Raw genomic sequence first — 25566 nt, 5'->3', positions numbered from 1 at the left:
GCAGCAAAAGCGCTGATCATGGGGATGACCCGCCGGACGGACCCCCGGACGGGGGTGTGGGAGGCGGCCTCAGCCGGCCGGTTCGAGTGCCTGCGGCACGCCCTCGGCGATGTCGAAGATCCCCAGGAGACCGGTGGCCTCGAGCGCGCGCGTGACGATCCGTGAGCCGGGCACGATGCGCAGCGTGTGCCGCCTGCGGTCGGCCTCGTCCTTGGCGGCGACGAGCACGGCGAGACCGGCGGAGCCGAGGAACGTGACGTCGGACAGGTCGAGGACCAGCAGCGGAACGGCTGCGACCTGCTCGTCGAGGCGCGTGCGCAGCACGGGGGCGGTGAGGGTGTCGATCTCCCCGACGACGTGGACGACCCGCGCGTCCGGCCCATGGCTCACCACGTCGAACCGGACGACCTCGCCGATCTCGTCGGTGTCGTCCGTGCTTCCGTGCTCGGCGGGGATGTCGCCGCTCATGCGCACCGGCTCCTCGATGTGGGGTCGTGGACTCGGGGTGCGGTCTGTCCTCGCGGGCCGCTGCTCAACCCTACGGAGGGCCTCCGGGGGGCACAACAACACCCCCCGGATGGCGTGGGGGTGCTCATCCGGTGGCGATCGCGACCTCGTGGTTGTCGAAGATCTCGTTGTCGCCGTCGGGGACGATCGCCGATCCCTTCAGCATGATCCCGGAGCGGTTGGCGAAGATGAGGTTGCCCGCGATGTCGACGTCGCCGTCGATGTCGATGTAGACGCCGTACCGGCCGTTCTCGCCCAGCGTGTTCGCGCGCAGCGTGGTGAGCGCCGCTTCGCTGACCACCCGGACGCCGTCCTGCTGGTTGCCGCGGCTCTGGTTGTTCTCGACGACGTTGTCCCGGGAGGTCTGCGTGATCCCGATGCCGGACTCCGCGTTGTCGTAGACCCGGTTGTCGCGGACGACGTTCTCGTTGGCCTCGTTGATGTTGATCCCCTGCGAGGCGTTGGCGAAGCTGTCGTTGCCCTCGATCGTGTTCCGGTCCGACCGCAGGTAGAGCACGATGCCGTGGTGGTTGTTGCGGTAGACGGTGTTGTCGCGGATGACGCTGTCGACGCAGTCCTCGGCGAGGATGATCCCGTGCTTGCCGTTGTCGTGGACGACGTTGCGCTCGATGGCGAGGTTGTGCGACCCGGTGTGGGGGTCGATGCCGTACAGGACGTTGTCGTGGAACTCGTTGTCGGTGATGACGAGTCCGCCGACCTCGTAGCTGTAGAGCCCGAAGTAGTTGTTCGACACGGCGCTGTTGGTGATCTTGCCGGTGGTGCCCTCGGTGCGCCACGACAGCCCGTACGACTCCACCTCGCCGTGCCCGAGGAATCGGATCTCGGAGTTGTCGATGTTCATCTGGGCGCCGTCGCGGGCGAGCAGGTAGCCGCGGCCGTCGGCGAGCTCCGTGTCGACGGCGGAGGTGGCGGGGTCCCAGGACGTGATGCAGGAGCCGCTCACGTCGATCCCACCGCCGAAGGCCTTCACGGACGCGTAGCGGCCGGCAGTGCTCAGCAGCTTGAGCCAGCGCGTGGTCGGCGCCGCGATCTGCAGCGACGTGCCGGGCAGCACCGCCAGGTCCGCGCCGAGCAGCCACACGCCCGGGGCCTCCTCGCGCAGGAGGTCCGGGTTGCCCACGGCCTGCGCGAGCGCCGGCAGGGTCACGCCCTGCCCCGCGGACAGCAGCACGGCGTTCTGCACCGGGTCGAAGCGGGCCTGCACATCGGCGGGCGGGGGCGGCGTCTGCGCCTCGGGCGCCTGCCGGGTGCAGGGGTTGGCCGGGTCGATCGCCACCTTCGGTGCTGCCTCCTGGCGCACCAGGTGCGGCGGCTCGGGCGGGATGCTGCCGACCACGGCGAGCACCACGGCGGCGAGCAGCACGACGACCGTCCCCACCAGGAGGGCCGCCCGGGCGGGGGTCTGCGCGGTCTTCATGGTCCCCTCCTCGGCCGGAGCCACGGGTCAGCCCGTGACGCCGACGGGTACCGGCGGTGCGCGGCGGGGGCGCACGCCCGCCCGCCGCTGCCGCGTGACGTGGATCTGATCGAGCACGACCGCCAGCAGGACCAGCGGGAGGCCGATCGCGCTGAGCAGGTTGAGCGGGGGCAGGCTGAGGTCGTTCGTGCCGTGTTGCTGGATCGGCCCGCGCAGCGCTTCGAGGGCGTGCACGCTGGACCCGGTCAGGTGGAACGGGGTTCCCGGTGCGGCGTTGACGCCGAGCTCGAGGGTGTCCACCTGCACCTCGTCGGCCCGTACGAGCTCCGTCGAGCGGGAGTGGATGCCCTCCACAGCGCCCTCGATCGTGGTGCCGGAGATCGTGGTGGCCGCGGCGACGTCGATGCCGGTGGCGCCGCCGGTGATCCGGCCGCCGATGATCTCGGCGTCGGTGCTCGCGGTCCGGACGGCGTCCGACGCGACGTCGCGCGCCACGAGGTCCGCGATGACCACACCGTGGGTGCCCGGGGTGGCCACGACGCCGTCGCGCCCGCCCGCCACCGTGAGCCGCTGCATCCGCACGCCCACGGCGCCGCGTTCGACGCGCACCGCGGCGCGCGAGTCGGACACCCGCGTGTCGCTGAGCACCACCCGCTTGCCGCCGATCCCGACGCCGGCGACGCGCGCGCCGTCGATCGTCGAGTCTCGCAGCTCGAGGCCGTCGGTGCTCTTCTCGACGACGACGCCGCGCCTGCCCCCCGACGTGCGCAGCTGCTCGAGCAGGATCCGCGAGCTGCCGACGTGGACGAACACGCCGGCCGGCTGCTCGGAGGCGCTGAAGTCGGAGACGTGCAGGTCGGTGGAGCGGTTGATGCGCAGCCCGCCCGACTGGTCGCGTTCGGTGGTGATCCCGGAGAGCTGCGCGCCGGTCTGGCCGACGACGACCACGCCGAACCCGCCGTTGCCGGAGGTCGAGATGCCGGTGACCGGGCGGCCGGTGGTCTCGCCGTCGACGACCACGCCGTTGTCGCCGTTGCCGGTGGCGCGGATGCCGCTCATCGTGGTGCCGCGGTCGCCGGTGAGGACGAGCCCGTCGGCGACGGATTCGGTCAACGTGACGTCCTCGAGGTGCACGCCGTCCGACCGCGACAGCTCCGTGCCCACCGTGTTGCGCTGCAGCGTGGTGCGCACCAGCGAGCCGCTGCTGCCCCGGTTGAACGTCACGCCCGCGTTCCCGCCGGTGATGCCCGCGGCCGGGGTGCCGAGGTCGCTGATGGTGGAGTCGACGGCGTCGAGCCGGCCGCGTGCGGAGATGGAGAAGTAGGGCCTGCCGGGGGAGTCGGGCGCCACGGCCTGGCCCGTGGCCGGGTCGATCGAGGTCACCGTGACGCCCTTGAGCGACACCCGGCCGCTGCCGGAGAAGATCGATGCCGCGTCCTGCGGGGTGGCGCCGCCGACGAGTTCCAGCCGCGTGCCCGGTTCGGCGATCTCCAGCTGGACCCCCGGCGTGAGCACGATCATGGCGCTGAGCGTGGCCGTGGCGTCGTTGCGCACGAGCCAGTCGCTGGGCAGCGCGCGGTCGAGCGTGGTGAGCGTGACGGCGCCGCCGGAGCGCCCGACCTGGCGGGTGAGGCGGCCGTCGGTCGCCACGTCGATGCGGTTCGAGCGCACGACCGCCATCCGGTGCGGGCGCCCGCGCGACTCCCAGGTCACCCGGAGCTTGCGGGCGGCCTCCGCACGCTTGGCGGCCGCCTGGGCCGCCCGCCGGGCGGCCTGCGCACGTGCCTTGGCTGCCGCGGCGGCGCGCTCGGCGGCCGACGGCCCGGACGATCCGCCCGGCGGTTCCTGGGTGGGCGCGAGCGCGGGGTGGCTCGCGTGACGGGCGGGGGTGGCGGCGACCGCCACGCCGGGCAGGAGTTCAGCGCTCAGCAGGACGCCCGCGGTCGCGAGCACGGCGCCCGCGACGACGAGCCGCCCCAACCGGTGGCGCGCACTCATACTGCGGCCTCCGTGCGCGATCCCGTCGGGGTCTCCTCCGCGGGCCCGGCCTCCTCCTGCACGGGTTCCTGCGCGGTGCCCGCCTGCGACGTGCGCACCACCTCGCCGTTCTCGACCGCGACCTGGCGGGTGAGCCAGCGCTGGCGGCGGATCGTCAGCAGCGCCTGGATCTTGATCAGGGCCATGACCCACGAGACGAAGACGTAGCCGGGCACCAGGAAGAAGCTGGAGGGGCGGCGGCGGATGTGCGGCAGCAGCTTGGCCGAGCGGCTGATCTGCCACCACAGGGCGAGCACGGCCGCGAAGATCCAGTTCTGGTGGACGATCGCGACCACCATGAAGATCGGGCCCAGCAGGAGCGTGAAGCCGCTGACGGCCTTGTCGATCATCGTGTAGGCGAGGAAGGGGTGCCGCCACACCCAGGGGCGCGACAGCGCGCGCAGGTCGGAGCGCCACGTGTTGCGGGCCCAGCGCAGCCGCTGGCGGAAGAAGATCCGCCATTGGTCCGGGAAGGTCGACCAGACCTCGGCGGTGCGCTGCATGTACGTGAGGTGGCCGCGTTCGAGGATCAGTGTGGTGAGGCGCTTGTCGTCGCCCGACAGGCAGGGCACGCCCCAGAACGACTCGTCCATGAAGTCGTCCTCGATCTCCAGCAGCAGGTGGCGCCGGTAGATGGCCGTCCGCCCGGAGAGGCACGAGACCGCCTTGCCCAGGTAGGTCTGGCTGGCGTTCTCGTCGAAGTAGCGGTGGTCGAGGAACATGTCGGTGATCCGGGCGAGGAACCCGCGCCCGCCGTAGACGGACTGGCGCGTGCCCACACCCCCCACCCGGGGGTCGGCGAACGGCTTGCAGACCTCGATCGCCACGTCGCTCGCCCACACGGTGTCCGAGTCGACGAGCGCCACCAGCTCGGTCGTCGCCTTCCGCCAGCCGCGGCGCAGCGCGTCCCGCTTGCCCGGCACGGTGGTGACCACCACCGTCACCGGGTAGCGGCGGGCGATCTCCTGGCAGATCCGGTCCGAGGCGTCGATGACGAGGATGACCTCCTCGACGTCATTGGCCAGCCAGGACTCGATCGCCGCGGCGAAGATCCGCGGGTCCTCCTGGTAGACCGGCACGACCACGCTCATCGACAGGCGGTGCTCGTCCATGGCGGGCCGGTAGAGCACGGCCGGGATGCGGCGCACCAGCCAGCAGCCCCAGCGGAACAGGCCGAGCAGCCCGAGCGGGGTGCCCAGCACGTAGTAGTAGACGGGGAGGTTCATGCCGGCTCGTGCTGCTGTCGGCCCGTCACGGCGACGGGGTCGGCCGCGCGGGTGCGCAGCTGGTCGGCGCCGGCGGCGTGGGTGGCGGTGTCCACCTCGTGGTCGACGATCTGCGCGAGGCGGTCGTTGGTCGCGACCACGGCCGACAGCAGCGGCATCTCCACCCCGACGGAATCGGCGAAGCCGAGGAAGCCGCGAGTGTCCTTGGGGAGGCACACGCCGCCGTAGGGGGCGCCGCCGCGGATCCCGTACCGCGGGTTGATCGAGCCCTCGGCGGATCGCGCGACGGTGGCGGCGATCGGGTCGAGATCCAGGCCCAGCTTCTGGGCGACGAGCCACATCTCGTTCCAGAAACTGATCTTCGTGGCGTTGAAGATGTTGTGCGCGCACTTGATGAACTCGGCCTCGGCCGGGTCGGCGAAGGTGCGCAGCTCCCCTCCGAACGGGGCGAGCACCGTGCGCAACCGCTCCACCGTCTGGGGATCGCGGCTGGCGATCACGGTCATCCACGGGTGCGCGAAGTCCTCCGCCGCGGAGGCAGCGCGCAGGAACTCCGGGTTGGACGCCAGGCCGAAGCCGGCGCCCGCGGTGCGGCCGGACAGCTCCTCGAGCACGGTGCGGACCAGGCCCTCGGTGGTGCCGGGCGGCACCGTGGACCGCACGACCACGGTGTGGTGGGCCTGCGCGGTGGCGAGGGCGCGGCCGACGGAGGCGGTGCCGGCGGTGAACGCCGACAGGTCGTAGCTGTGCCCGTCGTTCGGTGTCGGGAGGGTGAGGAAGATCAGCGAATCCGGCTCGGCGGTCAGGTCGATCTCGGTGCGGACGTCCAGGCCCCGCGCGCGCAGCGCGCGCACGCGCTCGGGGGCGATGTCGATGAACGTCACCTCGTGACCGGCCGCCAGGAAGCCCTCACCCGTCGCCGCCCCCACGACGCCCGATCCCACGATGAAGATCCTCGACGACTGCATGGAAATGCACCTTCCCTATTCCGAACGGGCCGAACCTGCTCGCGTCAGGAAGATGGTTCCGCAATCGCGGTGCTCCACGATCGTGTAACTGCCGATTACGGCGAGTATCCGAGCACTGTGGGCAATTGGTGGGGCAGTAGTCTGTCCGTGCAGCTCAGCGATGCGATATGAGGTCTACGAGGGCCTCATGGGCGACGGCCAGGGGGTGCGACGGTCCACGATCCGTAACCATCGTTGTGACGTGGGTCACCGCCAAATACACCTGGTCAAGTGAATCCAGGGCAATTGTCCGACCACCCGTATCCATCCCCGAAACAGCCGTTCGGGTGGCCGCCGGGCACCACCCGGCGCACGAGCGCGCCCCTCCGTGGCCGTTCGGCGCGACGTCCCCCGTCCGGGCGCATCCAGCGGGCTACGCCGGCGTTTGCGGGCGGTCGCGAAAAGGCCCGCCCGCTCACCGAGGGTGTCCGGTGAGCGGGCGGGCCGGGAGCGGCGGGTGCGGCTCAGTCGTTGAGGATCGCGGCCTCGAGGTTGTCGAAGATCGCGTTGGTGCCGTCGGGGACGACCGCCGAGCCTTTCAGCATGATCCCCGAGCGGTTGGCGAAGATCGTGTTGTCGGCGATGTCCACGTCGCCGTCGACGTCGACGTAGACCCCGTACCGCCCGTTCTCGCCGACCGTGTTGGCGCGGACGGTGGTGCGGGACGACTCGCTGACGACGCGCACGCCGTCCTGCTTGTTGCCCCGGCTCTGGTTGCCCTCGATCGCGTTGTTCTCCGAGGTCTGGGTGATGCCGATGCCCGCCTCGTTGTTGTCGTAGACCCGGTTGTCGCGGATCACGTTGTCGTTCGACTCGTTGATGTTGATGCCCTGCGAGGCGTTGGCGAAGGTGTCGTTGCCTTCGATCGTGTTCCGGTCCGACCGCAGGTAGAGCACGATGCCGTGGTGGTTGTTGCGGTAGACGGTGTTGTCGCGGATGACGCTGTCGACGCAGTCCTCGGCGAGGATGATCCCGTGCTTGCCGTTGTCGTGGACGACGTTGCGCTCGATCGTGAGGTTGTGCGACCCGGTGTGCGGGTCGACGCCGTACAGCTGGTTGTCGTGGAACTCGTTGTCGGTGATGACGAGTCCGCCGACCTCGTAGCTGTAGAGGCCGAAGTAGTTGTGCGAGACGTCACTGTTGGTGATCTTGCCGGTGGTGCCCTCGGTGCGCCAGGACAGGCCGTAGGACTCCACGGTGCCGTTGCCCAGGAACCGCAGCTCGGCGTTGTCGATGTTCATCTGGGCGCCGTCGCGGGCGAGCAGGTAGCCGCGGCCGTCGTCGAGGTTGGTGTCGGCCGCGTTGGCGCCGACGTCCCACGAGGTGATGCAGGTGCCCTCGACGTCGAGGACGGCGTCCGGGCCGGACGGCTTCAGCGAGGCGAACTTGTCACCGTCGCTGACCAGCTTGAGCCAGCGCACCTCGGGTGCCGCGATCCGCAGCGACGCGCCGGTCGCCACGGCGATGTCGGCGCGCAGCTCCCACTCACCCTCGCCCGTCTCGCGCAGCACGTTGTCGGGCACCGCCGCCGCGAGGCTGCCCAGCGTCACACCCTCACCACCGGTGAGGTTGATCGTGTTCGACGCGGCGTCGAACCGCGCGGTGGCCCGGCCGCCCTCCTCGCCTCCGCCGCCGGAGGAGGCGTCCCGGATGCACGGCTGCGCCGGGTCGATCTCGACGTTCGCCGGGGCGTCCTTGCGGCTGAGCTCGGGGGGCGTCGGGTTCGAGCAGGCGCTCGCCACGAGCGCGGCGACCGCCAGGACCAGCCCGAGCAGGGTCGTGCGGCCACGGGAGCGGGCAGCGTGGAAGGCGGTCTGTCGAGACATCGTGTGGGTCATCCTCGGGTCGGCACCGGCCCGGGGCCGATGGTCGTGATGCGCACGGGGACGTCGGTGCGGTCGCACCCGGCACCCGCGGGGTGGCCCGTCCGCCACCGGCGCACCGCCGCCGCGGCCCCCGGTGCCCCGTGAAGGGCGCCGGGTACCGCGGCGGCGGAGCTGCGCCGGGACGTGGACCGGGACATGAACGCCGTCGCTAGTTCGCTCCCACCGGGATGGCCGGGGGCAGGCGCCGCTTGTTGCCGCCCACCCGGCGCTGCCGGAAGGAGTGCACCTGCTCCAGCACGATCGCCAGCAGGATCAGCGGCACACCCATCGCCGCCAGCAGGTTGAGCGGGGGCAGGCTGATGTTGTTCGTGCCCTCCTGGGCGAACACACCCCGCACCGCCTCCAGCGCGTGGACGCTGGAGTTGGCGAGCGTGAACGGCGTGCCGGGCGAGACGTTGAGCCCGAGGTCGGTGGCATCGATCGCCACGTTCTCGGCCCGCACCGGCTCCGTGGTGCGCGCGTGGATCCCCTCGCTCGCACCGTTGATCGTGACGGCGCTGATCGTGGCACCCGCGGCGATGTCCATGCCGGTGGTGCCGCCGTTGATCGTGCCGCCGTTGATCGTGGTGCCCGTGCTCGCCGTGCGGATCGCGTCGTCCTCGACGTTGTTCGCCTGGAGGTCGGTGATCTTCACGTCGGTGGCACCACCCGAGACGACCACGCCGTCGCGGCCGCCGTCGATGGTCATCCCGGTGAGCTCGAGGTGCCCGGAGCCGCGCTCGAGCCGGACGGCCGACTTGGCGTCCGACACCTGCACGCCGTTGACCCGGATCTCCTTGCCACCGATGTTGACACCGGCCACCCGCGAGCCCTCGACCGTGGAGTTCTTCAGCTCGAGGTTCGTGGTGCTCTTCTCGACCACCACGCCGCGGCGGCCGCCGGTCGTGCGGATGTTGTCGAGCACGATGCCGGTGCTGCCGACGTGGGTGAAGATCCCGATCGGCTGGTCGACGGCGGAGAAGTCGGTGACCGTGACGTCGACGGCCTGGTTCAGCCGCAGGCCGCCCGCCTCGTCCGCCTCGGTGCTGATGCCCTGGACCTGGGCGCCCTTCTGCTGGGTGACGACCAGCCCGTAGAGCTTGTTGCCGAGCGTGGTGAGGCCGGTGATCGGACGGTCGGAGTTCTCCCCGCCCACGAACATCCCGTTGCCGCCGTTCGACTCGGCACGCAGGTTGGCCATCCGCGTGCCCCGGTCGCCGTTGAGGACGATCCCGTCGGCCTCCGACTCCGAGACCGTGACGCCGTCGAGCTGGACGCCCTGCGCGCCCGAGACCTCGACGCCGATGTTGTTGCGCTGCAGCGTGGTGCGCACGAGCGAGCCGGTGCTGCCCGGGTTGAAGCCCACCGCGGGCTCCGCGCTCTCCTGGCCGTGCTCGGGCATGCCCATGTCGGTGATCGTGACGTCCGTGGCGTCGATCTCACCGCCGTTGGTGGCCTCGATGAACGGCCGCCCGACGGCCTCCATGGGGAGCTGCTGGCCGCCGCGGTCGACCCCGGAGAGGGTGGTGTTCTTCAGCACCAGCCGGCCGCCACCGGTGTAGATCGGGGAGGCGTCCGCGAGCTCCGGCCCGCCCGTGAGCCGGACGGTGGGGACGTCGGAGATCTCGAAGGAGACCCCCGGCGTCAGGACGATCGTGGTGGAGACCGTGACGGTGTCGCCGTCCTCGACGATCCAGTCGTTCGGCACCATCCCGTCGAGGCCCTTGAGGGTGAGCGTGCCCGGGCGCCGCGGCACGAGCGTGGTGAGCCGCCCGTTGTCCACGACCTCGACCCGGTCGGTGCGGACCGTGACCATCTGGCGCGGCCGGCCCCGCTCGTCCCAGGAGGCGCGCGCCTTCGCGGCCTGCTCGGCCCGCTCGGCGGCCTCGCGCCGCTGCCGCTCGATCTCCTTGAGGCGCTTCTCCTCGGCCTTGCGGGCCGCCTCGGCCGCCTCCTTCTGGCGCTTCTCCTCTTCCTTGCGCTGCTGCTCCTGCCGGCGCTTCTCCTCCAGCTCCTGCTGCGAGGGGCCGGTGGGCCGCGGGGTGACGCCACCGCCGGGGTTCGGCCGCGGTGTGCTGCCGCCGCTCCCGCCGCTGCCGCCGTCGGACCCGCCGCTGCCGCCGTCGTTCCCGCCGCTGCCGCCGCCGCTGCCACCCCCGCCGCTGCCGCCGTCGTCGCCGCCCGGGTCGTCGGGCTCGCTGCTCCCGCCCGTGGAGCCACCGGACGTGTCGTCGCCACCCGAGGGCGGCGTCTGGGCCACCGCCGCGCCGGCGGTGGCCGCGACGGCCGAACCGGCCGTGAGCGGGAGTGCGAGCGTGCCGACGGCGAGGCTCGCCACGATGATCCTGGCGAGGCGTCGCCGGCCAGTACGGGGGTTGGTCATGCTGCCCTCCCGACCCCGACCGCGCGCATCGGGATGGTCGCGTCTTCCTCCATGCCGCCGCCTGCGCCCGCGGTGCGGACGACCTGGCCGTTCTCGACGGCAACCTGGCGCGTGCCCCACTTCTGGTAGCGGATCGTCATCAGGGCACGGATCTTGATGAGCGCCATGAGCCACGAGACGACCACGTAGCCCAGGACGAAGAAGAAGCTCGACGGCCTGCGCACGATGTGGGGCAGGAACTTCGCCGCGCGGCTGACCTGCCACCACGCGACGAGGATGAGCGCCACGATGTACTCCTGCGCGATCAGCGCCGTGACGAGGAAGATCGGGCCGAGCAGCACCGTGAAGCCCGACACCGCCTTGTCGACCATCGTGTAGGCGAGGAACGGGTGCTTCCACACCCACGCCTTCGACAGCGCGCGCATGTCGGAACGCCACGTGTTGCGCGCCCACCGCACCCGCTGCTTGAAGAAGATGCGCCACTTGTCGGGGAACGTCGACCACACCACGGCGGTGCGCTGCATGTAGGTGAGGTAACCGTGCTCGAGCGTGAGCGTGGTGAGGCGCTTGTCGTCCCCCGACAGGCAGGGGATGCCCCAGAACTTCTCCTGCATGAACTCGGCCTCGATCTCCAGCAGCAGGCTGCGGCGGTAGATCGCGGTACGGCCGGACAAGCACGCGACGGCCTGGCCCAGCAGGGTCTGGCTGGCGTTCTCGTCGTAGTACCGGTTGTCGAGGAACATGTCGGTGATCCGCGCGAGGAACCCCTTGGTCCCGTAGACGCTCTGCCGGGTGCCGACCCCGCCGATGCGGGGGTCGGCGAACGGCTTGCACACCTCGTCGGCGACGTCGGGGGCCCAGATCGTGTCGGAGTCGACGAGCGCCACGAGATCGGTGCGCGCCGCCCGCCAGCCCCGGCGCAGCGCGTCGCGCTTGCCGGGGACGTCGGTGATCACGATCCGGACCGGGTACCGGCGAGCGATCTCCTGGCAGGTCGTGTCCGAGGCGTCGATGACGAGGATCACTTCCTCGACGTTGTTCGCCAGCCAGGACTCGATCGCCATCGCGAAGATCTGGGGGTCCTCCTGGTAGGTGGGGACCACGATGCTCATCGGTAGCCGGTAGTTGTTCACCGCCGGCTTGTAGAGGACCGCGGGGATCCGGCGGACCAACCAGGTGGCCCACCGGATGAGGCCGAGCACCCCTAGCGGGGTGCCCAGCACGTAGTAGTACGCGGGAAGATTCATGCCGGCTCGTGCTGCTGCTGCCCGCTCGCCACGGCGGCAGCAGCCGTCTCCTTTCCACTGGCGGCCTGGCGCAGCTGCGCGTGTGAAGCAGCGTGCGTGGCCGTGTCGACCTCCTCTGAGACGATCGCCGCGAGTCGATCGTTCGTTTCAACGACCGCCGAGAGCAGCGGCATGTCGACGTCGATGTTGGACGCGAAGCCGAGGAAGCCGCAGGTGTCCTTGGGCAGGCACACGCCGCCGTAGGGGGCGCCGCCGCGGATGCCGTACTCGGGGTTGATCGAGCCCTCGGCCGAGCGCGCCACGGTGGCGGCGATCGGGTCGAGGTCGAGGCCCAGCTTCTGGGCGACGAGCCACATCTCGTTCCAGAAGCTGATCTTGGTGGCGTTGAAGATGTTGTGCGCGCACTTGATGAACTCGGCCTCGGCCGGGTTGGTGAAGGTGCGCAGCTCGCCGCCGAACGGGGACAGCAGCTCCCGCAGCCGCTCGACGTTCTGCGGGTCGCGGCTGGCGACGATCGTCATCCACGGGTTGGCGAAGTCCTCGGCCGCGGAGACCGCGCGCAGGAACTCGGGGTTCGAGGCCAGCCCGAAGCCCTCGTTGGCCTTCATCCCGGAGTGCTCCTCCAGGGTGTTCTTGACCAGGCCCTCGGTGGTGCCCGGAGGCACGGTGGAGCGCACGACGACGGTGTGGCGGGCGGCCGAGCCGGCGAGGGCCTTGCCGACCGACGCGGTGCCCGCGCTGAACGCCGACAGGTCGTAGCGGTGACCCTCGTGCGGTGTGGGCAGGGTCAGGAAGATGATCGACTCGGGCTCGTCGGCGAGGTCGATCTCGGTGCGGACGTCCCACCCGCGCTCGCGCAGCTCGGCGACGCGGGCCTCGTTGATGTCGATGAACGTCACGTCGTGGCCGGCATCCCGGAAGCCGCCACCCGTTGCAGCTCCCACGACGCCCGATCCGACGATGAAGATCCTCGACGACTGCATGGAATGCCCTCCAATTCAATGACGACCGTTCCGGTCGCCTCTGGCGGACGATGGTTTCGCAGTCCGCCGATCTGCGGTCGTCCAGGTCCTTCGTCACGCTCCGCAACTGCAAGGCGGGATGCGGGCGCCTGGATGTCGGGGTTTTCCCAGGTCGTCGACAGGGTACCTGGAGGGTTCGTCATCCAGTGGGGTGAGCTACCTGAGAGAGTCACAGCTCTTTGTAACCAAGCCCTGTGATCTCGATCACTGTTTTAATCACTCGCTCGGAGGAATCTTGTGATGCGTCGCCGAATAGCAGTAACGTTTCCTGGCTGACCGCTCGACGTTTCTCGATAACCGCTCGCCGCCAGCGCCTGACAATGGGCGCGCTCGGCTTGCCGCTCGGCGCGCGACGAGAAGTTGGGCGCAACCTCTGCCCGAGGACGCCGTTCACATGGAGCAGTCGGAACGGAGGGTGGTCACTCCCCGTGCTCCCCGCTGCCGGCCGGCCCCGGTGGCCCGCCACCCGTTCGGACTCACCCCGCCCGGACGTGCCGACCTGCCGTTCCGGCGCCCGTGCCGGCCGCAGCGCCCGCCGACAGACTAGCCGCGGCGAGTGCTGCCCGCCGTCATCGCCCGGGCACCGGCCGTGGCATCGGGTCGGTCCCGGCGCCCGTCCCGTTACCCTCGTCAGGTGCCGATGGAGTCTCCCGTCCCCTTCCTGCACGGTGACCGGGAGGTCATCGATGTCCTGTGCCGCCGGCATGCGGCGCGCAGCACACCCGGTGCCCGCACCGACGAGCACCGGGTCGCCCTCGTCATCGGCGGGGGAGGCATGCGGGGCGCGTACGTGGCCGGGATGCTGCGCGCGCTCGACCGCGCCGGCCTCGTGCCGGCGTTCGACGAGGTCTACGGGGCGTCCTCCGGCGGGTTCAGCGGTGCGGCGTTCCTCACCGGCGACGCCGCCGCGTGCGCGGCGAGCTACCCCGAGGACCTCTGCACCGACGTCTTCATCAACATGCGCAGGCTCGGCACCCGGCGGCCCGTCGTCGCGCTCGACCACCTCGTGAACGACGTGCTCGGCGAGCGCAAGCCCCTCGCCTGGCACGCGCTGGGGCACACGCCCGCTCCGCTGCGCGTGGTGGCCACCGACGCCGCCGACCTGACCGCCCACACCCTGGAGGGGATGGAGACGGTGGCCGACTGGCAGCAGGCGCTGCGCGCGAGCGCCGCCATCCCGCTCCTGGCCGGACCGCCGATCCCGTGGGGCGGGCGGCGCTGGGTGGACGGGTCGGTCGCCGAGCCGCTGGCGATGGCACGGGCCCTGCGCGGCGGCGCCACCCACGTGCTCGTGCTGCTGTGCCGGGGCTCCGACGACCTGCACCACGACGCCGACGCAGGCCTGTCGCTGTGGGCCCGCGCGCTCGACCGGCTCGTTCCCGGGCTCGGCTCGCTCGCGCAGGGCTCCCGCCGCTACGGCGCCGACCTGCGCCTGGTCACCGACGCCGCCCACCCCGACCGGGGGCCCGGCCACCTCGCCGCGATCGGGCCCGCCCGCTCGGCGGGCATGGGCGCGCTGTGCGTCGACGCCTTGCGCGTGGGTGCGGCCGTGCGGATCGGCGACGAGTCCGCGGTGGCGGCACTCGACGCGGTAGCCGCCTGATGAGCACCGCTTCGCGGCCGCGGGCCGCCGTCGTCGTCACCGGGAGCGAGTTGCTGACCGGGGTGATCTCCGACCGCAACGGCCCGTGGCTGGCGCGCGAGCTCACCGCGCTCGGCTTCGAGGTGGCGCACGTGCAGCTCGTCGGCGACCGTCCCGACGACCTCGTCCGCGCCCTGGACCTGGCGGTCGCGGAGGGCTGCGAGCTGGTGGTCACGAGCGGCGGGCTCGGCCCCACGGCCGACGACCTGACCGCCGAGGTGGTGGCCGGTTTCGCGGGTGTGCCGCTCGAACTGGACGAGGCCGTGTACGAGCGGGTGTCGGGGATCCTCGCCGGGTTCGCCGCCCGCACCGGCTTCGGCGGCCCGGCCCTCGAGGCCGCCAACCGCAAGCAGGCCATGGTGCCCCGGGGCGCGGTGGCCCTCGACCCGGTGGGCACCGCCCCCGGGCTGGTGGTGCCCCGGCCCGGCGGCCCGCTGGTCGTGGTGCTGCCCGGTCCGCCCCGCGAGCTGCAGGGCATGTGGCCCGCCGCGCTGGCCGCCCCGCCGGTGCGGGACCTGCTGGCCCGGGTGCCCGCCGCCGACGCCCGGTCGCTGCGCTTCTTCGGCCTGCCGGAGTCGGAGATCGCCGCCACCCTGCGTGAGATCGGGGCGGAGCGCGACCTGTCCGGCGTCGAGATCACCACCTGCCTGCGCCGTTCGGAGCTCGAGGTCGACATGCGTCCGGAACCCGGTGCGGGCGACGTCGCCGACGCGCTGCACGCCGAACTGGGCCGCCGGCACGCCCGGCACCTGGTGAGCGACGACGGCACCAGCACCGACGAGCTGCTCGCCCGCGCACTGCGCGAGCGCAGGTGGACCGTCGCCACGGGCGAGTCGTGCACCGGCGGCATGCTCGCCTCGCGGCTCGTCGACCTGGCCGGGTCGTCCGACTACGTCGCGGGCGGCGTGGTGGCCTACTCGAACACCGCGAAGACCGACCTGCTCGGCGTGCCCGCCGAGATGATCGCCACCCACGGCGCCGTGTCGCCCGAGGTGGCGCGGGCGCTGGCCGACGGGGCGCGGGAGCGGTTCGGCGCCGACGTCGGCATCGGGATCACCGGGGTGGCCGGCCCCGGCGGTGGCACCGAGGCCAAGCCCGTGGGTTACGTCTGCTTCTGCGTCACCACGGCCGACGGCCAGGTGATCGCCCGCGACCCGCGCCTGCCCGGCGGCCGCGCCGACATCCGGGAGCGCTCCACGGACGTGGGCATGCACCTGCTCCTGCGCGCGGCGCGGAGTTCCTGACGTACCAACGGCACCCTCGTACCGCTCTATCGGACGAAGGTGCCGTTGGTACGGGGGTCAGCGGAGCTTGCGGAAGAACGCGCGCAGGTCCTCCACCAGCACGTCCGGCTGCTCCAGCGCCGCGAAGTGGCCGCCGACCGCAGGCTCGTTCCAGAACCGCAGGTCCGTGAACCGGCGCTCCAGCCAGTGGCGCGGCAACCGCACCAGCTCCTGCGGGAAGAGCGTGATCCCCGTGGGCACCGGCACCTCGTCCGTGCGCCTGCGGTCGTAGCTCTCCCAGTACAGCCGCGCCGAGGACGCGCCGCTGCCCGGCAGCCAGTAGAACATCACGTTGTCGAGCAGCCGGTCCCGTGAGATCACGTTCTCCGGGTGCCCCGCGCAGTCGGTCCAGTCCCAGAACTTCTCCACGACCCACATGCACTGCCCGGACGGCGAGTCCGCCAGCGCGTAGCCGAGCGTCTGCGGCCGGGTGGCCTGCTCTCGGGAGTAGCCTGTGCCGCGCTTCAGGAAGGTCTCGCGCGTGGCCAGCGACTCCTGCTCGGCCGCGCTCAGCGGCTGCCGCTCGGCCTCGGGCGGAGGCGCCGCGAGCGGCATCGTCAGGTGGATCCCCACGACGTTCTCCGGCGCCCCGGTGCCCAGCGCGGAGGAGATCATCGAGCCCCAGTCGCCGCCGTGCGCGCCGTAGCGGTCGTAGCCGAGCCGGTCCATGAGCTGGGCCCACGCGGTGGCGATCCGCTCCACGCCCCAGCCCGGGACGGTCGGCTTCCCGCTGAACCCGTACCCGGGCAGCGACGGGATCACGAGGTGGAACGCGTCGGCGGGGTCCGGCGGGTCGGTGAGCGCCTCGACGATGTCGAGGAACTCCACGATCGACCCCGGCCAGCCGTGGGTGAGCAGCAGCGGGAGCGCGCTCCGGTGCGGCGAGCGCACGTGCAGCAGGTGCACCTCGACCGTGTCGTCCCCACCGCCGTCCAGCCCCGTGCGGAAGCTCGGCAGCGCGTTGACCTGCGCCTCGCAGCGGCGCCAGTCGTAGCGGCGGGCCCAGTGGTCGCACAGCTCGCGGGCGTAGTCCAGCGGCACGCCCTGCGCCCACCCCGGCGCGGTGGCCGGGTCGGGCCAGCGGGTGCGGGCGAGCCGCTCGCGCAGGTCGTCGAGCTCCGACTCGGGGACTTCGATGCGGAATTCGCGCATGGCGCTAGAGCTGCACCCCTCGCGTGAGGGCACCGTCGACCACGAGGTTGGTGCCGCTGATCCGGGACGCGCGCGGGCTCGCGAGCATGACCACGGCGTAGGCGGTCTCCTCGGGCGTGCCCATCCGGTCGGTGGGGTTGAGGCCGAGCGCGTGGTCGAAGAGCTCGCGGTTGTTCTGCTCGACGTTGTGCCAGACCCCGCCCTCGAAGTAGACGTTGCCGGGGGAGACGGCGTTGGCCCGGATGCCCTTCGGGGCCAGGTCGTAGGCCAGCCCCGACACGTAGTGCACGAGCGCCGCCTTCATCACGCCGTACGACCCGTCGGCGAAGTCGATCTCTCGGCCGGACACGCTCGACACAGCGATGATCGACGCGGCGTCGCTGCGCTCGAGGTGGGGCAGGGCCGCCTCGACCATGTGGACGGTGTGCATGAGGTCGACCTCGAAGCTCGCCCGCCAGTTCGCCTCGCCCGGTCCGATCGCGAGGGCCGAGACGTTCGCGACGACGATGTCGATGCCACCGAACCGCTCGGCCGACGCCTCCACCCATGCGCGGACCGCCGACCCGTCGGCGACGTCGACCGCCGTGCCGGCGACGTCGTGGCCGGCTTCGCGCAAGGTCTCCTCCGCGGCCTTGACGTCCGCGTCGGTGCGGGCGCAGAAGGCGACCTTGGCGCCCTCCGCCACGAGCCCCTCGACGATCGCGCGCCCGATGCCCTTCGTGCCGCCGGTGACCAGGGCCGTCTTGCCGGCGAGTTGCAGATCCACGGAGTTCCTCCTAGAGGGTTGCGGCCTGCTCGCGCAGGTGGCGGTGCATGCCGTCGAAGGCGTCGGCGGCGGGCAGGAGCGACTTCTCGACCTTGGTCACCGCGCTGTAGTTCGTGTCGCACACGTTCGCCAGCGGCGAGCGGCTGATCTGGGTGAGCAACTGGTAGGCGTCGAGCGGGTCGAGCCCGTACAGCTCGCCGAGCCAGGCGATCATGCCGACCTGACTCGCGCGCCACGCGTCCTCGAGCGGACGGGCCGAACCCACCACCGCGTAGTGCTCGTCGTGCTCCAGCCGTGGCCACGCGGGGGCGTGCCCCTTGATCAGCTCGACGATCAGCGTGACGTCCATCGCGCCCTCGACCGCCGTGCCGCAGCTCTCGCCCTCGCCCTGCCGGTAGTGCCCGTCGCCGACGGAGAACAGGGCGCCCTCGACGTTGACGCCGAGGAAGCAGGTGGTGCCCGCCCGCATCTCGGGGGTGTCCATGTTGCCGCCGAACGTGTCGGGCACGAGGCTCGACCGCACCTCCCGGCCCGGCGGGGCCACGCCCACCGTGCCCAGCATCGGCGCGATCGGAAGCTCCAGCGACAACGAGCTGCGCTGCGCCTCGTAGCGCACGATGCCGCGGGCGCGGTCCAGCTCGTAGATCCACGTCTGCTCGGGCAGCGGGTCGTTGAGCAGCGCGGTGCGGTCGGTGCCGGTGAGCGCCCCGAAGAACGGGATCGTGGTGGACGCCGCCCAGTCGCGCGCCGGGGTGAGGTCCACGATGTGCAGCGCGAGCGTGTCACCCGGCTCGGCGCCCTCGACGTAGAACGGACCGGTCTGCGGGTTCACCTCGGCTATGTTCAGCACCTGCGACGGCCGGTCGCTCGTGCGCTGCAGCCGGCCGGAGAACGCGTCCTCGGTCCACAGCTTCAGCGCCGTGCCGGGGGTGATCCGGTGGGTCGGGGCGACACCGCCGAACGTCCACGCGTACTGATCGGGCTTCGGGCGGAACTCCAGGACGTCCACGCGGCGATCGTGGGCCCATGGCGGGGTGGGCGCAAGCCCGGTCCGGGGGAGGATCACTCGGGTTTGCGGCGCAGCTCCCGGAGCTGTTGCTTGACCTTCTCGACGTCCCATCGGGCGTGGCCGCCGGGGGACTCCAGCTCGGGAACGAGGACGCCCAGGCTCCGGTAGCGCTGCAAGGTCCTGGGATGGAGCCCCAGCGCACGCGCGAGCTCACCCGTGGTGACCAGGCGCGGTGTCGTCATGGTTCGACCATATGCGCAGGTAGTCGCAGCTGGCGCTATTAAGTCGTGATCACTGCAGATCACGCGTCTTAACTCAGAATGACTCGCACTTGTCGCGTTTGCACGTGGTTACCGCTATCGTTGACCGCATGGCGTTCTGGATGACGGCGCTCCCGGGAGGCGGGTTCGCGATGGGCGAGGCCCCGGACGAGGCGGCGGCGCGGCGGATGATCGAGTCACAGCAGCGGGGGTCGGTGACGTTCCACGAGCGCACCGGCCGGTACCGCTGGACGGTGGTCCTGGACCACGGGAAGACGTCCCACGGCTGGGCCGACACCCGCGACGAGGCCTGGTGGTTCGTGGCGGAGGCGCTCAACCGGCCCCACCGCGGCACCCGCCGCGTGCGGCCCCGCGGCCTCTGGCAGCGCCCGCCGGACTGAGCGCCCCTCCCGTCACCGGCGGCGGGGCTCCGGGGCGCCGAGGACGCGGGAGATGCCCCGCGCCGCCGCCCGGACCACCGGGACGTACGCGCGGGCGTCCGAGGTCTCCGCGGGCACCACCACCGACAGCGCGGCCACCACCTCGTCCTGCACCCCGCGGACGGGAGCCGCGACCGACAGGGAGATCAGCTCGATCTGCCGGTCGCTCACGGCCACCCCGGTGCGCCGGACCTCGGCGAGCGCGCGGCGCAGCTCGTCCGGGTCGCACATCGTGCGTTCCGTGTAGCGCTTCAGCGGCGAGGCGAGCACCTGTTCCTGCAGTTCCGGCGGGGCGTACGCGAGCAGGACGAGCCCCACACCGGTGGCGTGCAGCGGGAGCCTGCCGCCCACGCGGGTGATCACGTTGACGGCGCCGCGGCCGGAGATCCGCTCGACGAACACGACGTCGGTGCCGTCGAGCACCGCGAGCTGGACGTTCTGGCGGGTGACCTCGTAGAGGTCCTCCAGGAACGGCATCGCCGACTCGCGCAGGCCCAGCCCGCGCGGGGCGAGCGCGCCCACCTCCCAGAGTCGCAGCCCGACCCGGTAGCGCCCGTCCGTGCCCCGTTCGAGGGCTCCCCATTCGGAGAGTTCGCCGACGAGCCGGTGCGTGGTGCTGAGCGGGAGGTGCGCGCGGCGCGACAGCTCCGTGAGCCCCAGCTCCGGGCGCTCGGCGCTGAACGCCGCGAGCACCCGCAGCACGCGTCCCGTCACCGTCTCGGCCACCCGCCAAGTCTGCCGTGCGTCTTCCACTGGCCGGAAGGCGCGTCGAGGTCGCGCTCCGGGTGCGTCAGGCTTCCCGCATGCGTACGCAGGTCGGGATCCTGGGCGCGGGACCGGCGGGCCTGCTGTTGTCGCACCTGCTCGCCCGCGCCGGGATCGACTCTGTGGTGCTCGAGGTGCGCAGCCGCGAGTACGTGCAGCACCGCGTGCGGGCGGGCGTGCTCGAGCACCCCACCGTGGAGCTGCTGCGCGAGGTCGGGCTCGCCGACCGGCTCGACCGCGAGGGCATGCCGCACGAGGGTGTGTCGCTGCGCTTCGAGGGCGTGGACCACCGCATCGACTTCATCGACCTCGTGGGCCGCGGCATCACCGTCTACGGGCAGCAGGAGGTGGTCAAGGACCTCATCGCGGCCCGCCTGGCCGCGGGTGGCGACCTGCGGTTCGAGGTCTCCGACGTCGCGCTCTCCGGGCTCGCGGACGCGCCGGTGATCTCTTACACCGGCCCGGACGGCGCGCGTCACGAGCTGCGCTGCGACGTCGTGGCGGGCTGCGACGGCTTCCACGGCATCAGCCGCGCCGCCTACCGGCCGGAGGTGTTCGACCGCGAGTACCCCTACGCGTGGCTGGGGATCCTCGCCAAGGCCGCGCCCACCCGGCACGAGCTCGCGTACGCGAGCCACGACAACGGGTTCGCGCTCTACTCGATGCGCAGCCCGGAGATCACCCGGCTGTACCTGCAGGTGCCCCCGGACACCGACGTCGCCGACTGGCCCGACAGCCGGATCTGGGACGAGCTGGGCACGCGCCTGGCCGCCGACGGGTTCACCCTCAACGAGGGCCCGGTGCTGGAGAAGGGCGTCACCGGGATGCGCAGCTTCGTGGCCGAGCCGATGCGCCACGGGCGGCTCTTCCTGGCCGGCGACGCGGCGCACATCGTGCCCCCGACGGGGGCGAAGGGCATGAACCTCGCCATCGCCGACGTGCGCGTACTCGCCGAGGCCCTCACCGCCTGGTTCGCAGGCGGCGGCGAGACCGGCCTCGACGCCTACTCCGACACCTGCCTGCGGCGCGTCTGGCGGGCGGAGCACTTCTCGTGGTGGATGACGTCGATGCTCCACAACTCGCCCGACGGCGACCCGTTCACGCGACGGCTGCAGCTGTCACAGCTGCGCTACACGGTGGCCTCCCGCGCCGCCGCCACCAGCCTGGCCGAGAACTACACCGGCCTACCTCATGGAGGAGGATGCTGAATGACGCTCGCGCACCCCGCCGGCTACCGCCCGCCCCCGCCGGGCACCCACCCGCCGCTCGACTACCCGGGCTACAAGAGCACGTCGCTGCGGGCGCCGTCGCAGGCGCCGATCGTGCTGCGGCACCGGCTCACCGAGGTCACCGGCCCGCTGCTGACGGCCGGGCACAACGACCTGATCGGCCCGAGCGACCACGACCTCACCACGCAGCACGCGGGTGAGCCGATCGGCCAGCGGATCATCGTGTTCGGGCGCGTGCTCGACAGCGACGGCCGGCCCGTGCCCGACACCCTCGTCGAGGTGTGGCAGGCCAACGCCTCCGGCCGCTACCCGCACAAGAACGACAACTGGGCCGGCGCGCTCGACCCGAACTTCACCGGCGGCGGGCGGGTGCTCACCGACAACAAGGGCGAGTACTCCTTCACCACCATCAAGCCCGGCGCCTACCCGTGGGGCAACCACCGCAACGCCTGGCGGCCCGCGCACATCCACTTCTCGCTGTTCGGGCGGGCGTTCACGCAGCGGCTCGTCACCCAGATGTACTTCCCGGACGACCCGCTGTTCGGCCAGGACCCCATCTTCAACTCCGTGCCGGACCCGAAGGCCCGCGAACGCATGATCTCGACGTTCGACCTCGAGGCCACCCAGCCCGACTGGGCGCTCGCCTACCGCTGGGACATCGTGCTGCGCGGCCGCGAGCAGACCCCGTTCGAGGAGCCCCATGAGTGACCTGGTGACCCCGTCGCAGACCGTCGGCCCGTTCCTCTCGCTCGGGCTGACCTGGGCCGACGGCCACCTCGTGGTGCCGGAGGGCAGCCCGGGGGCGATCCGCATCGAGGGCGTGCTCCTCGACGGCGCCGGCGCCCCCGTCCCCGACGGCGTGGTCGAGACCTGGCAGGCCGACCCGGACGGCCGCTTCGACCACCCCGACGACCCGCGCGGCGCCTCGGGTTCCGGGTTCGCCGGCTTCGGCCGCTGCTCGACCGACGACGAGGGGCGGTTCCGGATCGTCACGGTCAAGCCCGGCGCGATCGGCGACGGCCAGGCCCCGCACATCGACGTCACGGTGCTCGCCCGCGGCCTGCTGCAGCACCTGACCACGCGCATCTACTTCCCGGACGAGACCGAGGCCAACGCCGCCGACCCGCTGCTGTCCTCCCTCCCGCCGGAGCGGGCGGCCACGCTGGTGGCCGAGGAGGCGGGGGAGGGTGTGCTGAGGTTCGACATCCGGCTGCAGGGCGAGGGGGAGACGGTGTTCCTGCAGGTCTGACGCGTCCCCCGGGAGTTCAGGAAAGCCACATTCAGGGCCGCTCCGGCCCTGAATGTGGCTTTCCTGCCCTTCGGGGGAGGCACACCCCGGAATGACGCTCCGCGCACGGCGTTCCCACAGGTGTGGGACAGCGCGTCCCAAGCCGCCGATGGGATAAAGGTGATCCACGCGGAGCGGCCGGGAGGGGTGTGGTGCAGATGGTGAGCCCGCTGGTCGCGGCGGCTCGCTTCCGGTTGCGCCACCCCCTGTTCGTGCAGGTCGTGCGCTACGTGATGGTGGGCGGTCTCGGCACGGCGGTTAGCGCCGCGGCGTTCCTGTCCCTGCGCACGGCCGGCGTGGAGGCGGTGCCCGCCAACATCGTCGCCCTGCTCGTGAGCACAGCGGTGAGCACGGAGGCCAACCGCCGGTTCACGTTCGGGGCATCGGGGGCACACCGCTGGCGTTCCCGCGTTCAGGTCGGCGGCACCGTGCTGTTCTACGCGTTCTACAGCTCGGCGGTCCTGCTGCTCCTCGGCCTGGTGGTCGACGCGCCCACCCCGCTGGAGCAGACCGCGGTGCTCGTCGCGGCCAGCGTGCTCGGCGGCGCCGCCCGGTTCCTCGTGATGCGCTACTGGGTCTTCGGTCCCGAGCCTGGCAAGGTGGACACATGGGACGAACGAGCCTGACCCGCACCATCGCCACCGTCCTCGCGGCCGCGGCGCTCGTGCTCACCTCGGCCGGCTCGTGCGGCGGTGGCGAGGGCGACGACGACGGCGAGGGCGCGCCCGGCGTCACCCAGCAGGACGGCGACGACGACGGCGGGGACGACGACTGACCGGCGGAACGGGCGAGCGCCGCATACATTCGGGCGCATGACCGCTACCCAGTCCAGCAGCACCGGGGCGTTCGAACGGGAGCCCGTCGCGCTCACCGAGCGGATCACGTCGGACGGGTCGTCGGCGTGGCCCGTCGAGCCCGGGCGGTACCGGCTCGTGGTCGCGCGGGCCTGCCCGTGGGCCAACCGGTCGGTGATCGTCCGGCGCCTGCTCGGCCTGGAGCCGGTGCTGTCGATGGGGATCGCGGGCCCGCTGCACGACGAGCGGAGCTGGCGGTTCCACAACGACCCCGACAACCGCGACCCGGTGCTCGGCATCGAGTACCTGCGCGAGGCGTACGAGGCCGCGCACCCCGGCTACGACGACGGCGTCACCGTGCCCACCGTGGTCGAGATCGCGAGCGGCAAGGCGGTGACCAACAACTTCCAGGCGCTCACGCTCGACCTGTCCACGCAGTGGCGCGCCCACCACCGCGACGGTGCGCCCGACCTGTACCCGGAGGCGCACCGGGAGGAGATCGACGAGATCAACGACGCCGTCTACCACGACGTCAACAACGGCGTCTACAAGTGCGGGTTCGCCACCGGGCAGGACGCCTACGAGAAGGCCTACCGGGCGCTGTTCGACCGGCTCGACGCGCTCTCGGACCGCCTGGCCACGCGGCGCTACCTGGTGGGCGACACCATCACCGAGGCCGACATCCGGCTGTGGGTCACGCTCGTCCGCTTCGACGCCGTCTACCACGGCCACTTCAAGTGCAACCGGCAGAAGCTCACCGAGATGCCGGTGCTGTGGGCGTACGCGCGGGACCTGTTCCAGACCCCCGGTTTCGGCGACACGATCGACTTCGAGCAGATCAAGCAGCACTACTACGGGGTGCACCGGACCGTGAACCCGACCGGGATCGTCCCGCTCGGCCCCGACCCGCGGGGCTGGCTCACGCCGCACGGGCGCGAGGAGCTCGGCGGGCGGCCGTTCGGCGACGGCACCCCGCCCGGTCCGCCGCCGGAGGGGGAACGGGTTCCGCCGCTCGTCTGAGCCCGGACGGGCCGGCGCTCCCGGGCGGAGGAGGATGGGCCGGGATGACGGTTCGCAAGTTCTGCGCGGCGCTGCTCGCGGCGTTGGTCGGCGTGGTCCTCGGCGCAGGCCCCGCGGCGGCCACCCCGGCGCCCCCACCACCAGCTCCGCCCCCGCTCACCGGGGAGCACCTGGGTCCCGATCGGCTCCCGCGCTGCACGGACGTGGTGGCGGCGATGTCGCCGCGCGACCGGCTGGCCCAGCGCCTCATGGTCGGCGTCGAGGGCACCGATCCCCGCTCGACCGCCGAGAACGTGCGCACCACCCAGGTCGGCGGGATCTTCATCGGCGGCAACGCCACCGCGCTGCTCACCGACCAGGCGCTGCGCGGCGTGCAGGCGATGTCTCGGATCCCGCTCGCCGTGGCCGTCGACGACGAGGGCGGGCGCGTCCAGCGCATCGACGACCTCGACGGCGACATGCCCAGCGCGCGCGCCATGGCGCGCAGCCGCACCCCGGAGCAGGTGCGGGCGCTGGGCGAGGAGCGGGGCCGCGAGCAGCTCGCGCGGGGGATCACGGTGAACCTCGCCCCGACCGTCGACGTCACCGGGCGCTCGGCCGCCATCGGCGACCGGTCCTTCGGCGACGATCCGGAGACGGTCACCGACTACGCGGGGGCCTTCGCCGAAGGCCAGCGCGCGGCCGGCGTCTACACCGTGCTCAAGCACTTCCCGGGGCACGGCCGCGCCGACGGCGACTCGCACAAGGGGCGCGTCACCACCCCCGCGCTCGACGACATGCGCGCCGACGACCTGCGGCCCTACGCCACCCTGCTCGGCCCCGGAGGCCCGCTCGCCGACGGGCGCACCGGCGTGCTCGTCGGCCACCTGGACGTCCCCGGCCTGACGAAGGACCTGCCCAGCTCGCTCACCCCCGAGGTGTACGCGCTGCTGCGCGAGGAGATCGGGTTCGACGGCCTCGTGCTCACCGACGACCTCGGCGCCATGGACGCAGTCACCGACGAGTTCACGCTGCCCGAGGCCGTCGAGACGGCGCTGGAGGCCGGCGCCGACATGGCGCTGTGGTCCAGCGGCGGCCGCATCACCCCGGTGCTGGACCACCTGGAGCGGGCAGGCCTCGATCCGGCCGCGAACGACGCCGCCGTCGAGAGGGTGCTGCGCGCGAAGCGCGTGTGCTCTTGAGCCGG

The 25566-nt window shown here is 72.1% G+C and carries 24 protein-coding genes; 10 read left to right on the top strand and 14 right to left on the bottom strand.

What is annotated here, in order from left to right; genetic code table 11:
• Positions 1–69 precede the first annotated feature (69 nt).
• From ACFPL3_RS23985 to ACFPL3_RS23945, 9 genes are all read right to left on the bottom strand, one after another.
• Positions 70–468: an STAS domain-containing protein gene (locus tag ACFPL3_RS23985; RefSeq protein ID WP_343945948.1), complete on the bottom strand. Its 399-nt coding sequence runs from the start codon at positions 466–468 to the stop codon at positions 70–72.
• A gap of 124 nt (positions 469–592) precedes the next feature.
• Positions 593–1945 (bottom strand): right-handed parallel beta-helix repeat-containing protein, encoded by a 1353-nt coding sequence (locus ACFPL3_RS23980; RefSeq protein WP_343945947.1) that lies wholly within the window; start codon positions 1943–1945, stop codon positions 593–595.
• Between the two features lie 27 nt (positions 1946–1972).
• Positions 1973–3943: a right-handed parallel beta-helix repeat-containing protein gene (locus ACFPL3_RS23975; RefSeq protein WP_379589657.1), complete on the bottom strand. Its 1971-nt coding sequence runs from the start codon at positions 3941–3943 to the stop codon at positions 1973–1975.
• The gene (locus ACFPL3_RS23970; protein ID WP_343945943.1) at positions 3940–5208 is read right to left on the bottom strand and encodes a glycosyltransferase; all 1269 of its coding nucleotides are present in this window, start codon (positions 5206–5208) and stop codon (positions 3940–3942) included. The genes ACFPL3_RS23975 and ACFPL3_RS23970 overlap by 4 nt, the downstream gene beginning before the upstream one ends.
• The gene (locus tag ACFPL3_RS23965; protein ID WP_343945942.1) at positions 5205–6176 is read right to left on the bottom strand and encodes a 2-dehydropantoate 2-reductase N-terminal domain-containing protein; all 972 of its coding nucleotides are present in this window, start codon (positions 6174–6176) and stop codon (positions 5205–5207) included. The genes ACFPL3_RS23970 and ACFPL3_RS23965 overlap by 4 nt, the downstream gene beginning before the upstream one ends.
• A gap of 503 nt (positions 6177–6679) precedes the next feature.
• Positions 6680–8041, bottom strand: coding sequence for a right-handed parallel beta-helix repeat-containing protein (locus ACFPL3_RS23960; protein WP_343945941.1), 1362 nt, complete (start codon positions 8039–8041; stop codon positions 6680–6682).
• Between the two features lie 208 nt (positions 8042–8249).
• Entirely contained in the window at positions 8250–10463 is a 2214-nt protein-coding gene (locus tag ACFPL3_RS23955; RefSeq protein ID WP_343945940.1) for a right-handed parallel beta-helix repeat-containing protein, read from the bottom strand.
• Positions 10460–11710, bottom strand: a complete 1251-nt coding sequence (locus tag ACFPL3_RS23950) for a glycosyltransferase (RefSeq protein WP_343945939.1) — start codon at positions 11708–11710, stop codon at positions 10460–10462. The genes ACFPL3_RS23955 and ACFPL3_RS23950 overlap by 4 nt, the downstream gene beginning before the upstream one ends.
• Complete coding sequence (locus ACFPL3_RS23945) at positions 11707–12693, bottom strand: 2-dehydropantoate 2-reductase N-terminal domain-containing protein (protein WP_343945938.1); 987 nt, start codon at positions 12691–12693, stop codon at positions 11707–11709. Before ACFPL3_RS23945 ends, ACFPL3_RS23950 begins: the two co-directional genes overlap by 4 nt.
• Positions 12694–13372: 679 nt before the next feature.
• On the opposite strand from ACFPL3_RS23945, the gene ACFPL3_RS23940 reads away from it, so the two are divergent.
• Together ACFPL3_RS23940 and ACFPL3_RS23935 are read left to right on the top strand one after the other, a co-directional pair.
• Positions 13373–14335: a patatin-like phospholipase family protein gene (locus ACFPL3_RS23940; RefSeq protein WP_343945951.1), complete on the top strand. Its 963-nt coding sequence runs from the start codon at positions 13373–13375 to the stop codon at positions 14333–14335.
• Positions 14335–15618 carry a competence/damage-inducible protein A gene (locus ACFPL3_RS23935; RefSeq protein WP_343945937.1) on the top strand — a complete coding sequence of 428 codons (1284 nt, stop codon included), beginning with the start codon at positions 14335–14337 and terminating at the stop codon, positions 15616–15618. The genes ACFPL3_RS23940 and ACFPL3_RS23935 overlap by 1 nt, the downstream gene beginning before the upstream one ends.
• A 57-nt stretch (positions 15619–15675) precedes the next feature.
• On the opposite strand, the gene ACFPL3_RS23930 is transcribed toward ACFPL3_RS23935, so the two are convergent.
• From ACFPL3_RS23930 to ACFPL3_RS23915, 4 genes are read right to left on the bottom strand one after another with little or no spacing between them, the layout of a single operon-like run.
• Positions 15676–16809, bottom strand: coding sequence for an epoxide hydrolase family protein (locus ACFPL3_RS23930; protein WP_343945936.1), 1134 nt, complete (start codon positions 16807–16809; stop codon positions 15676–15678).
• A gap of 4 nt (positions 16810–16813) precedes the next feature.
• Positions 16814–17575 carry an SDR family NAD(P)-dependent oxidoreductase gene (locus ACFPL3_RS23925; protein WP_343945935.1) on the bottom strand — a complete coding sequence of 254 codons (762 nt, stop codon included), beginning with the start codon at positions 17573–17575 and terminating at the stop codon, positions 16814–16816.
• A gap of 10 nt (positions 17576–17585) precedes the next feature.
• Positions 17586–18584, bottom strand: coding sequence for an acetamidase/formamidase family protein (locus tag ACFPL3_RS23920; RefSeq protein ID WP_343945934.1), 999 nt, complete (start codon positions 18582–18584; stop codon positions 17586–17588).
• A 53-nt stretch (positions 18585–18637) separates the two neighbouring features.
• Positions 18638–18826 (bottom strand): MerR family DNA-binding transcriptional regulator, encoded by a 189-nt coding sequence (locus ACFPL3_RS23915; RefSeq protein ID WP_343945933.1) that lies wholly within the window; start codon positions 18824–18826, stop codon positions 18638–18640.
• Between the two features lie 128 nt (positions 18827–18954).
• Here ACFPL3_RS23915 and ACFPL3_RS23910 point away from each other — a divergent pair, with 128 nt between their 5' ends.
• Complete coding sequence (locus ACFPL3_RS23910; RefSeq protein ID WP_343945932.1) at positions 18955–19245, top strand: hypothetical protein; 291 nt, start codon at positions 18955–18957, stop codon at positions 19243–19245.
• Positions 19246–19257: 12 nt separating this feature from the next.
• On the opposite strand, the gene ACFPL3_RS23905 is transcribed toward ACFPL3_RS23910, so the two are convergent.
• The gene (locus tag ACFPL3_RS23905) at positions 19258–20010 is read right to left on the bottom strand and encodes an IclR family transcriptional regulator (RefSeq protein WP_343945931.1); all 753 of its coding nucleotides are present in this window, start codon (positions 20008–20010) and stop codon (positions 19258–19260) included.
• A 77-nt stretch (positions 20011–20087) separates the two neighbouring features.
• Between ACFPL3_RS23905 and ACFPL3_RS23900 the strand changes: the two genes are divergently transcribed.
• From ACFPL3_RS23900 to ACFPL3_RS23870, 7 genes are all read left to right on the top strand, one after another.
• Positions 20088–21257: a 4-hydroxybenzoate 3-monooxygenase gene (locus tag ACFPL3_RS23900; RefSeq protein WP_343945930.1), complete on the top strand. Its 1170-nt coding sequence runs from the start codon at positions 20088–20090 to the stop codon at positions 21255–21257.
• A complete protein-coding gene (pcaH, locus tag ACFPL3_RS23895; RefSeq protein WP_343945929.1) occupies positions 21258–21986 on the top strand; it encodes a protocatechuate 3,4-dioxygenase subunit beta in 729 nt (242 codons plus the stop codon).
• Positions 21979–22527 (top strand): protocatechuate 3,4-dioxygenase subunit alpha, encoded by a 549-nt coding sequence (pcaG, locus tag ACFPL3_RS23890; protein ID WP_343945928.1) that lies wholly within the window; start codon positions 21979–21981, stop codon positions 22525–22527. The genes pcaH and pcaG overlap by 8 nt, the downstream gene beginning before the upstream one ends.
• 197 nt (positions 22528–22724) lie before the next feature.
• Entirely contained in the window at positions 22725–23192 is a 468-nt protein-coding gene (locus tag ACFPL3_RS23885) for a GtrA family protein (protein WP_343945927.1), read from the top strand.
• Entirely contained in the window at positions 23174–23341 is a 168-nt protein-coding gene (locus ACFPL3_RS23880; RefSeq protein WP_343945926.1) for a hypothetical protein, read from the top strand. Before ACFPL3_RS23885 ends, ACFPL3_RS23880 begins: the two co-directional genes overlap by 19 nt.
• A 37-nt stretch (positions 23342–23378) precedes the next feature.
• The gene (locus ACFPL3_RS23875; protein WP_343945924.1) at positions 23379–24380 is read left to right on the top strand and encodes a glutathione S-transferase family protein; all 1002 of its coding nucleotides are present in this window, start codon (positions 23379–23381) and stop codon (positions 24378–24380) included.
• Between the two features lie 44 nt (positions 24381–24424).
• Positions 24425–25561 (top strand): glycoside hydrolase family 3 N-terminal domain-containing protein, encoded by a 1137-nt coding sequence (locus tag ACFPL3_RS23870; RefSeq protein WP_343945923.1) that lies wholly within the window; start codon positions 24425–24427, stop codon positions 25559–25561.
• The last annotated feature ends 5 nt before the right edge of the window (positions 25562–25566 follow it).

The organism is Pseudonocardia zijingensis (assembly GCF_042657305.1).
GTDB lineage: Bacteria > Actinomycetota > Actinomycetes > Mycobacteriales > Pseudonocardiaceae > Pseudonocardia > Pseudonocardia zijingensis.
This window is presented reverse-complemented; position numbering and strand designations above follow the sequence as displayed.

What these genes read in the sequence shown, in the direction of transcription:
- ACFPL3_RS23870 (WP_343945923.1), top strand. Translation starts at nt 24,425, where the DNA reads ATGACGGTTCGCAAGTTCTGCGCGGCGCTGCTCGCGGCGTTGGTCGGC.
- ACFPL3_RS23960 (WP_343945941.1), bottom strand. Translation starts at nt 8,041, where the DNA reads ATGTCTCGACAGACCGCCTTCCACGCTGCCCGCTCCCGTGGCCGCACG.
- ACFPL3_RS23955 (WP_343945940.1), bottom strand. Translation starts at nt 10,463, where the DNA reads ATGACCAACCCCCGTACTGGCCGGCGACGCCTCGCCAGGATCATCGTG.
- ACFPL3_RS23880 (WP_343945926.1), top strand. Translation starts at nt 23,174, where the DNA reads ATGGGACGAACGAGCCTGACCCGCACCATCGCCACCGTCCTCGCGGCC.
- ACFPL3_RS23940 (WP_343945951.1), top strand. Translation starts at nt 13,373, where the DNA reads ATGGAGTCTCCCGTCCCCTTCCTGCACGGTGACCGGGAGGTCATCGAT.
- ACFPL3_RS23985 (WP_343945948.1), bottom strand. Translation starts at nt 468, where the DNA reads ATGAGCGGCGACATCCCCGCCGAGCACGGAAGCACGGACGACACCGAC.
- ACFPL3_RS23980 (WP_343945947.1), bottom strand. Translation starts at nt 1,945, where the DNA reads ATGAAGACCGCGCAGACCCCCGCCCGGGCGGCCCTCCTGGTGGGGACG.
- ACFPL3_RS23945 (WP_343945938.1), bottom strand. Translation starts at nt 12,693, where the DNA reads ATGCAGTCGTCGAGGATCTTCATCGTCGGATCGGGCGTCGTGGGAGCT.
- ACFPL3_RS23970 (WP_343945943.1), bottom strand. Translation starts at nt 5,208, where the DNA reads ATGAACCTCCCCGTCTACTACTACGTGCTGGGCACCCCGCTCGGGCTG.
- ACFPL3_RS23885 (WP_343945927.1), top strand. Translation starts at nt 22,725, where the DNA reads ATGGTGAGCCCGCTGGTCGCGGCGGCTCGCTTCCGGTTGCGCCACCCC.
- ACFPL3_RS23875 (WP_343945924.1), top strand. Translation starts at nt 23,379, where the DNA reads ATGACCGCTACCCAGTCCAGCAGCACCGGGGCGTTCGAACGGGAGCCC.
- ACFPL3_RS23935 (WP_343945937.1), top strand. Translation starts at nt 14,335, where the DNA reads ATGAGCACCGCTTCGCGGCCGCGGGCCGCCGTCGTCGTCACCGGGAGC.
- ACFPL3_RS23915 (WP_343945933.1), bottom strand. Translation starts at nt 18,826, where the DNA reads ATGACGACACCGCGCCTGGTCACCACGGGTGAGCTCGCGCGTGCGCTG.
- ACFPL3_RS23930 (WP_343945936.1), bottom strand. Translation starts at nt 16,809, where the DNA reads ATGCGCGAATTCCGCATCGAAGTCCCCGAGTCGGAGCTCGACGACCTG.
- ACFPL3_RS23965 (WP_343945942.1), bottom strand. Translation starts at nt 6,176, where the DNA reads ATGCAGTCGTCGAGGATCTTCATCGTGGGATCGGGCGTCGTGGGGGCG.
- pcaG (WP_343945928.1), top strand. Translation starts at nt 21,979, where the DNA reads ATGAGTGACCTGGTGACCCCGTCGCAGACCGTCGGCCCGTTCCTCTCG.
- ACFPL3_RS23975 (WP_379589657.1), bottom strand. Translation starts at nt 3,943, where the DNA reads ATGAGTGCGCGCCACCGGTTGGGGCGGCTCGTCGTCGCGGGCGCCGTG.
- ACFPL3_RS23910 (WP_343945932.1), top strand. Translation starts at nt 18,955, where the DNA reads ATGGCGTTCTGGATGACGGCGCTCCCGGGAGGCGGGTTCGCGATGGGC.
- ACFPL3_RS23900 (WP_343945930.1), top strand. Translation starts at nt 20,088, where the DNA reads ATGCGTACGCAGGTCGGGATCCTGGGCGCGGGACCGGCGGGCCTGCTG.
- ACFPL3_RS23950 (WP_343945939.1), bottom strand. Translation starts at nt 11,710, where the DNA reads ATGAATCTTCCCGCGTACTACTACGTGCTGGGCACCCCGCTAGGGGTG.
- pcaH (WP_343945929.1), top strand. Translation starts at nt 21,258, where the DNA reads ATGACGCTCGCGCACCCCGCCGGCTACCGCCCGCCCCCGCCGGGCACC.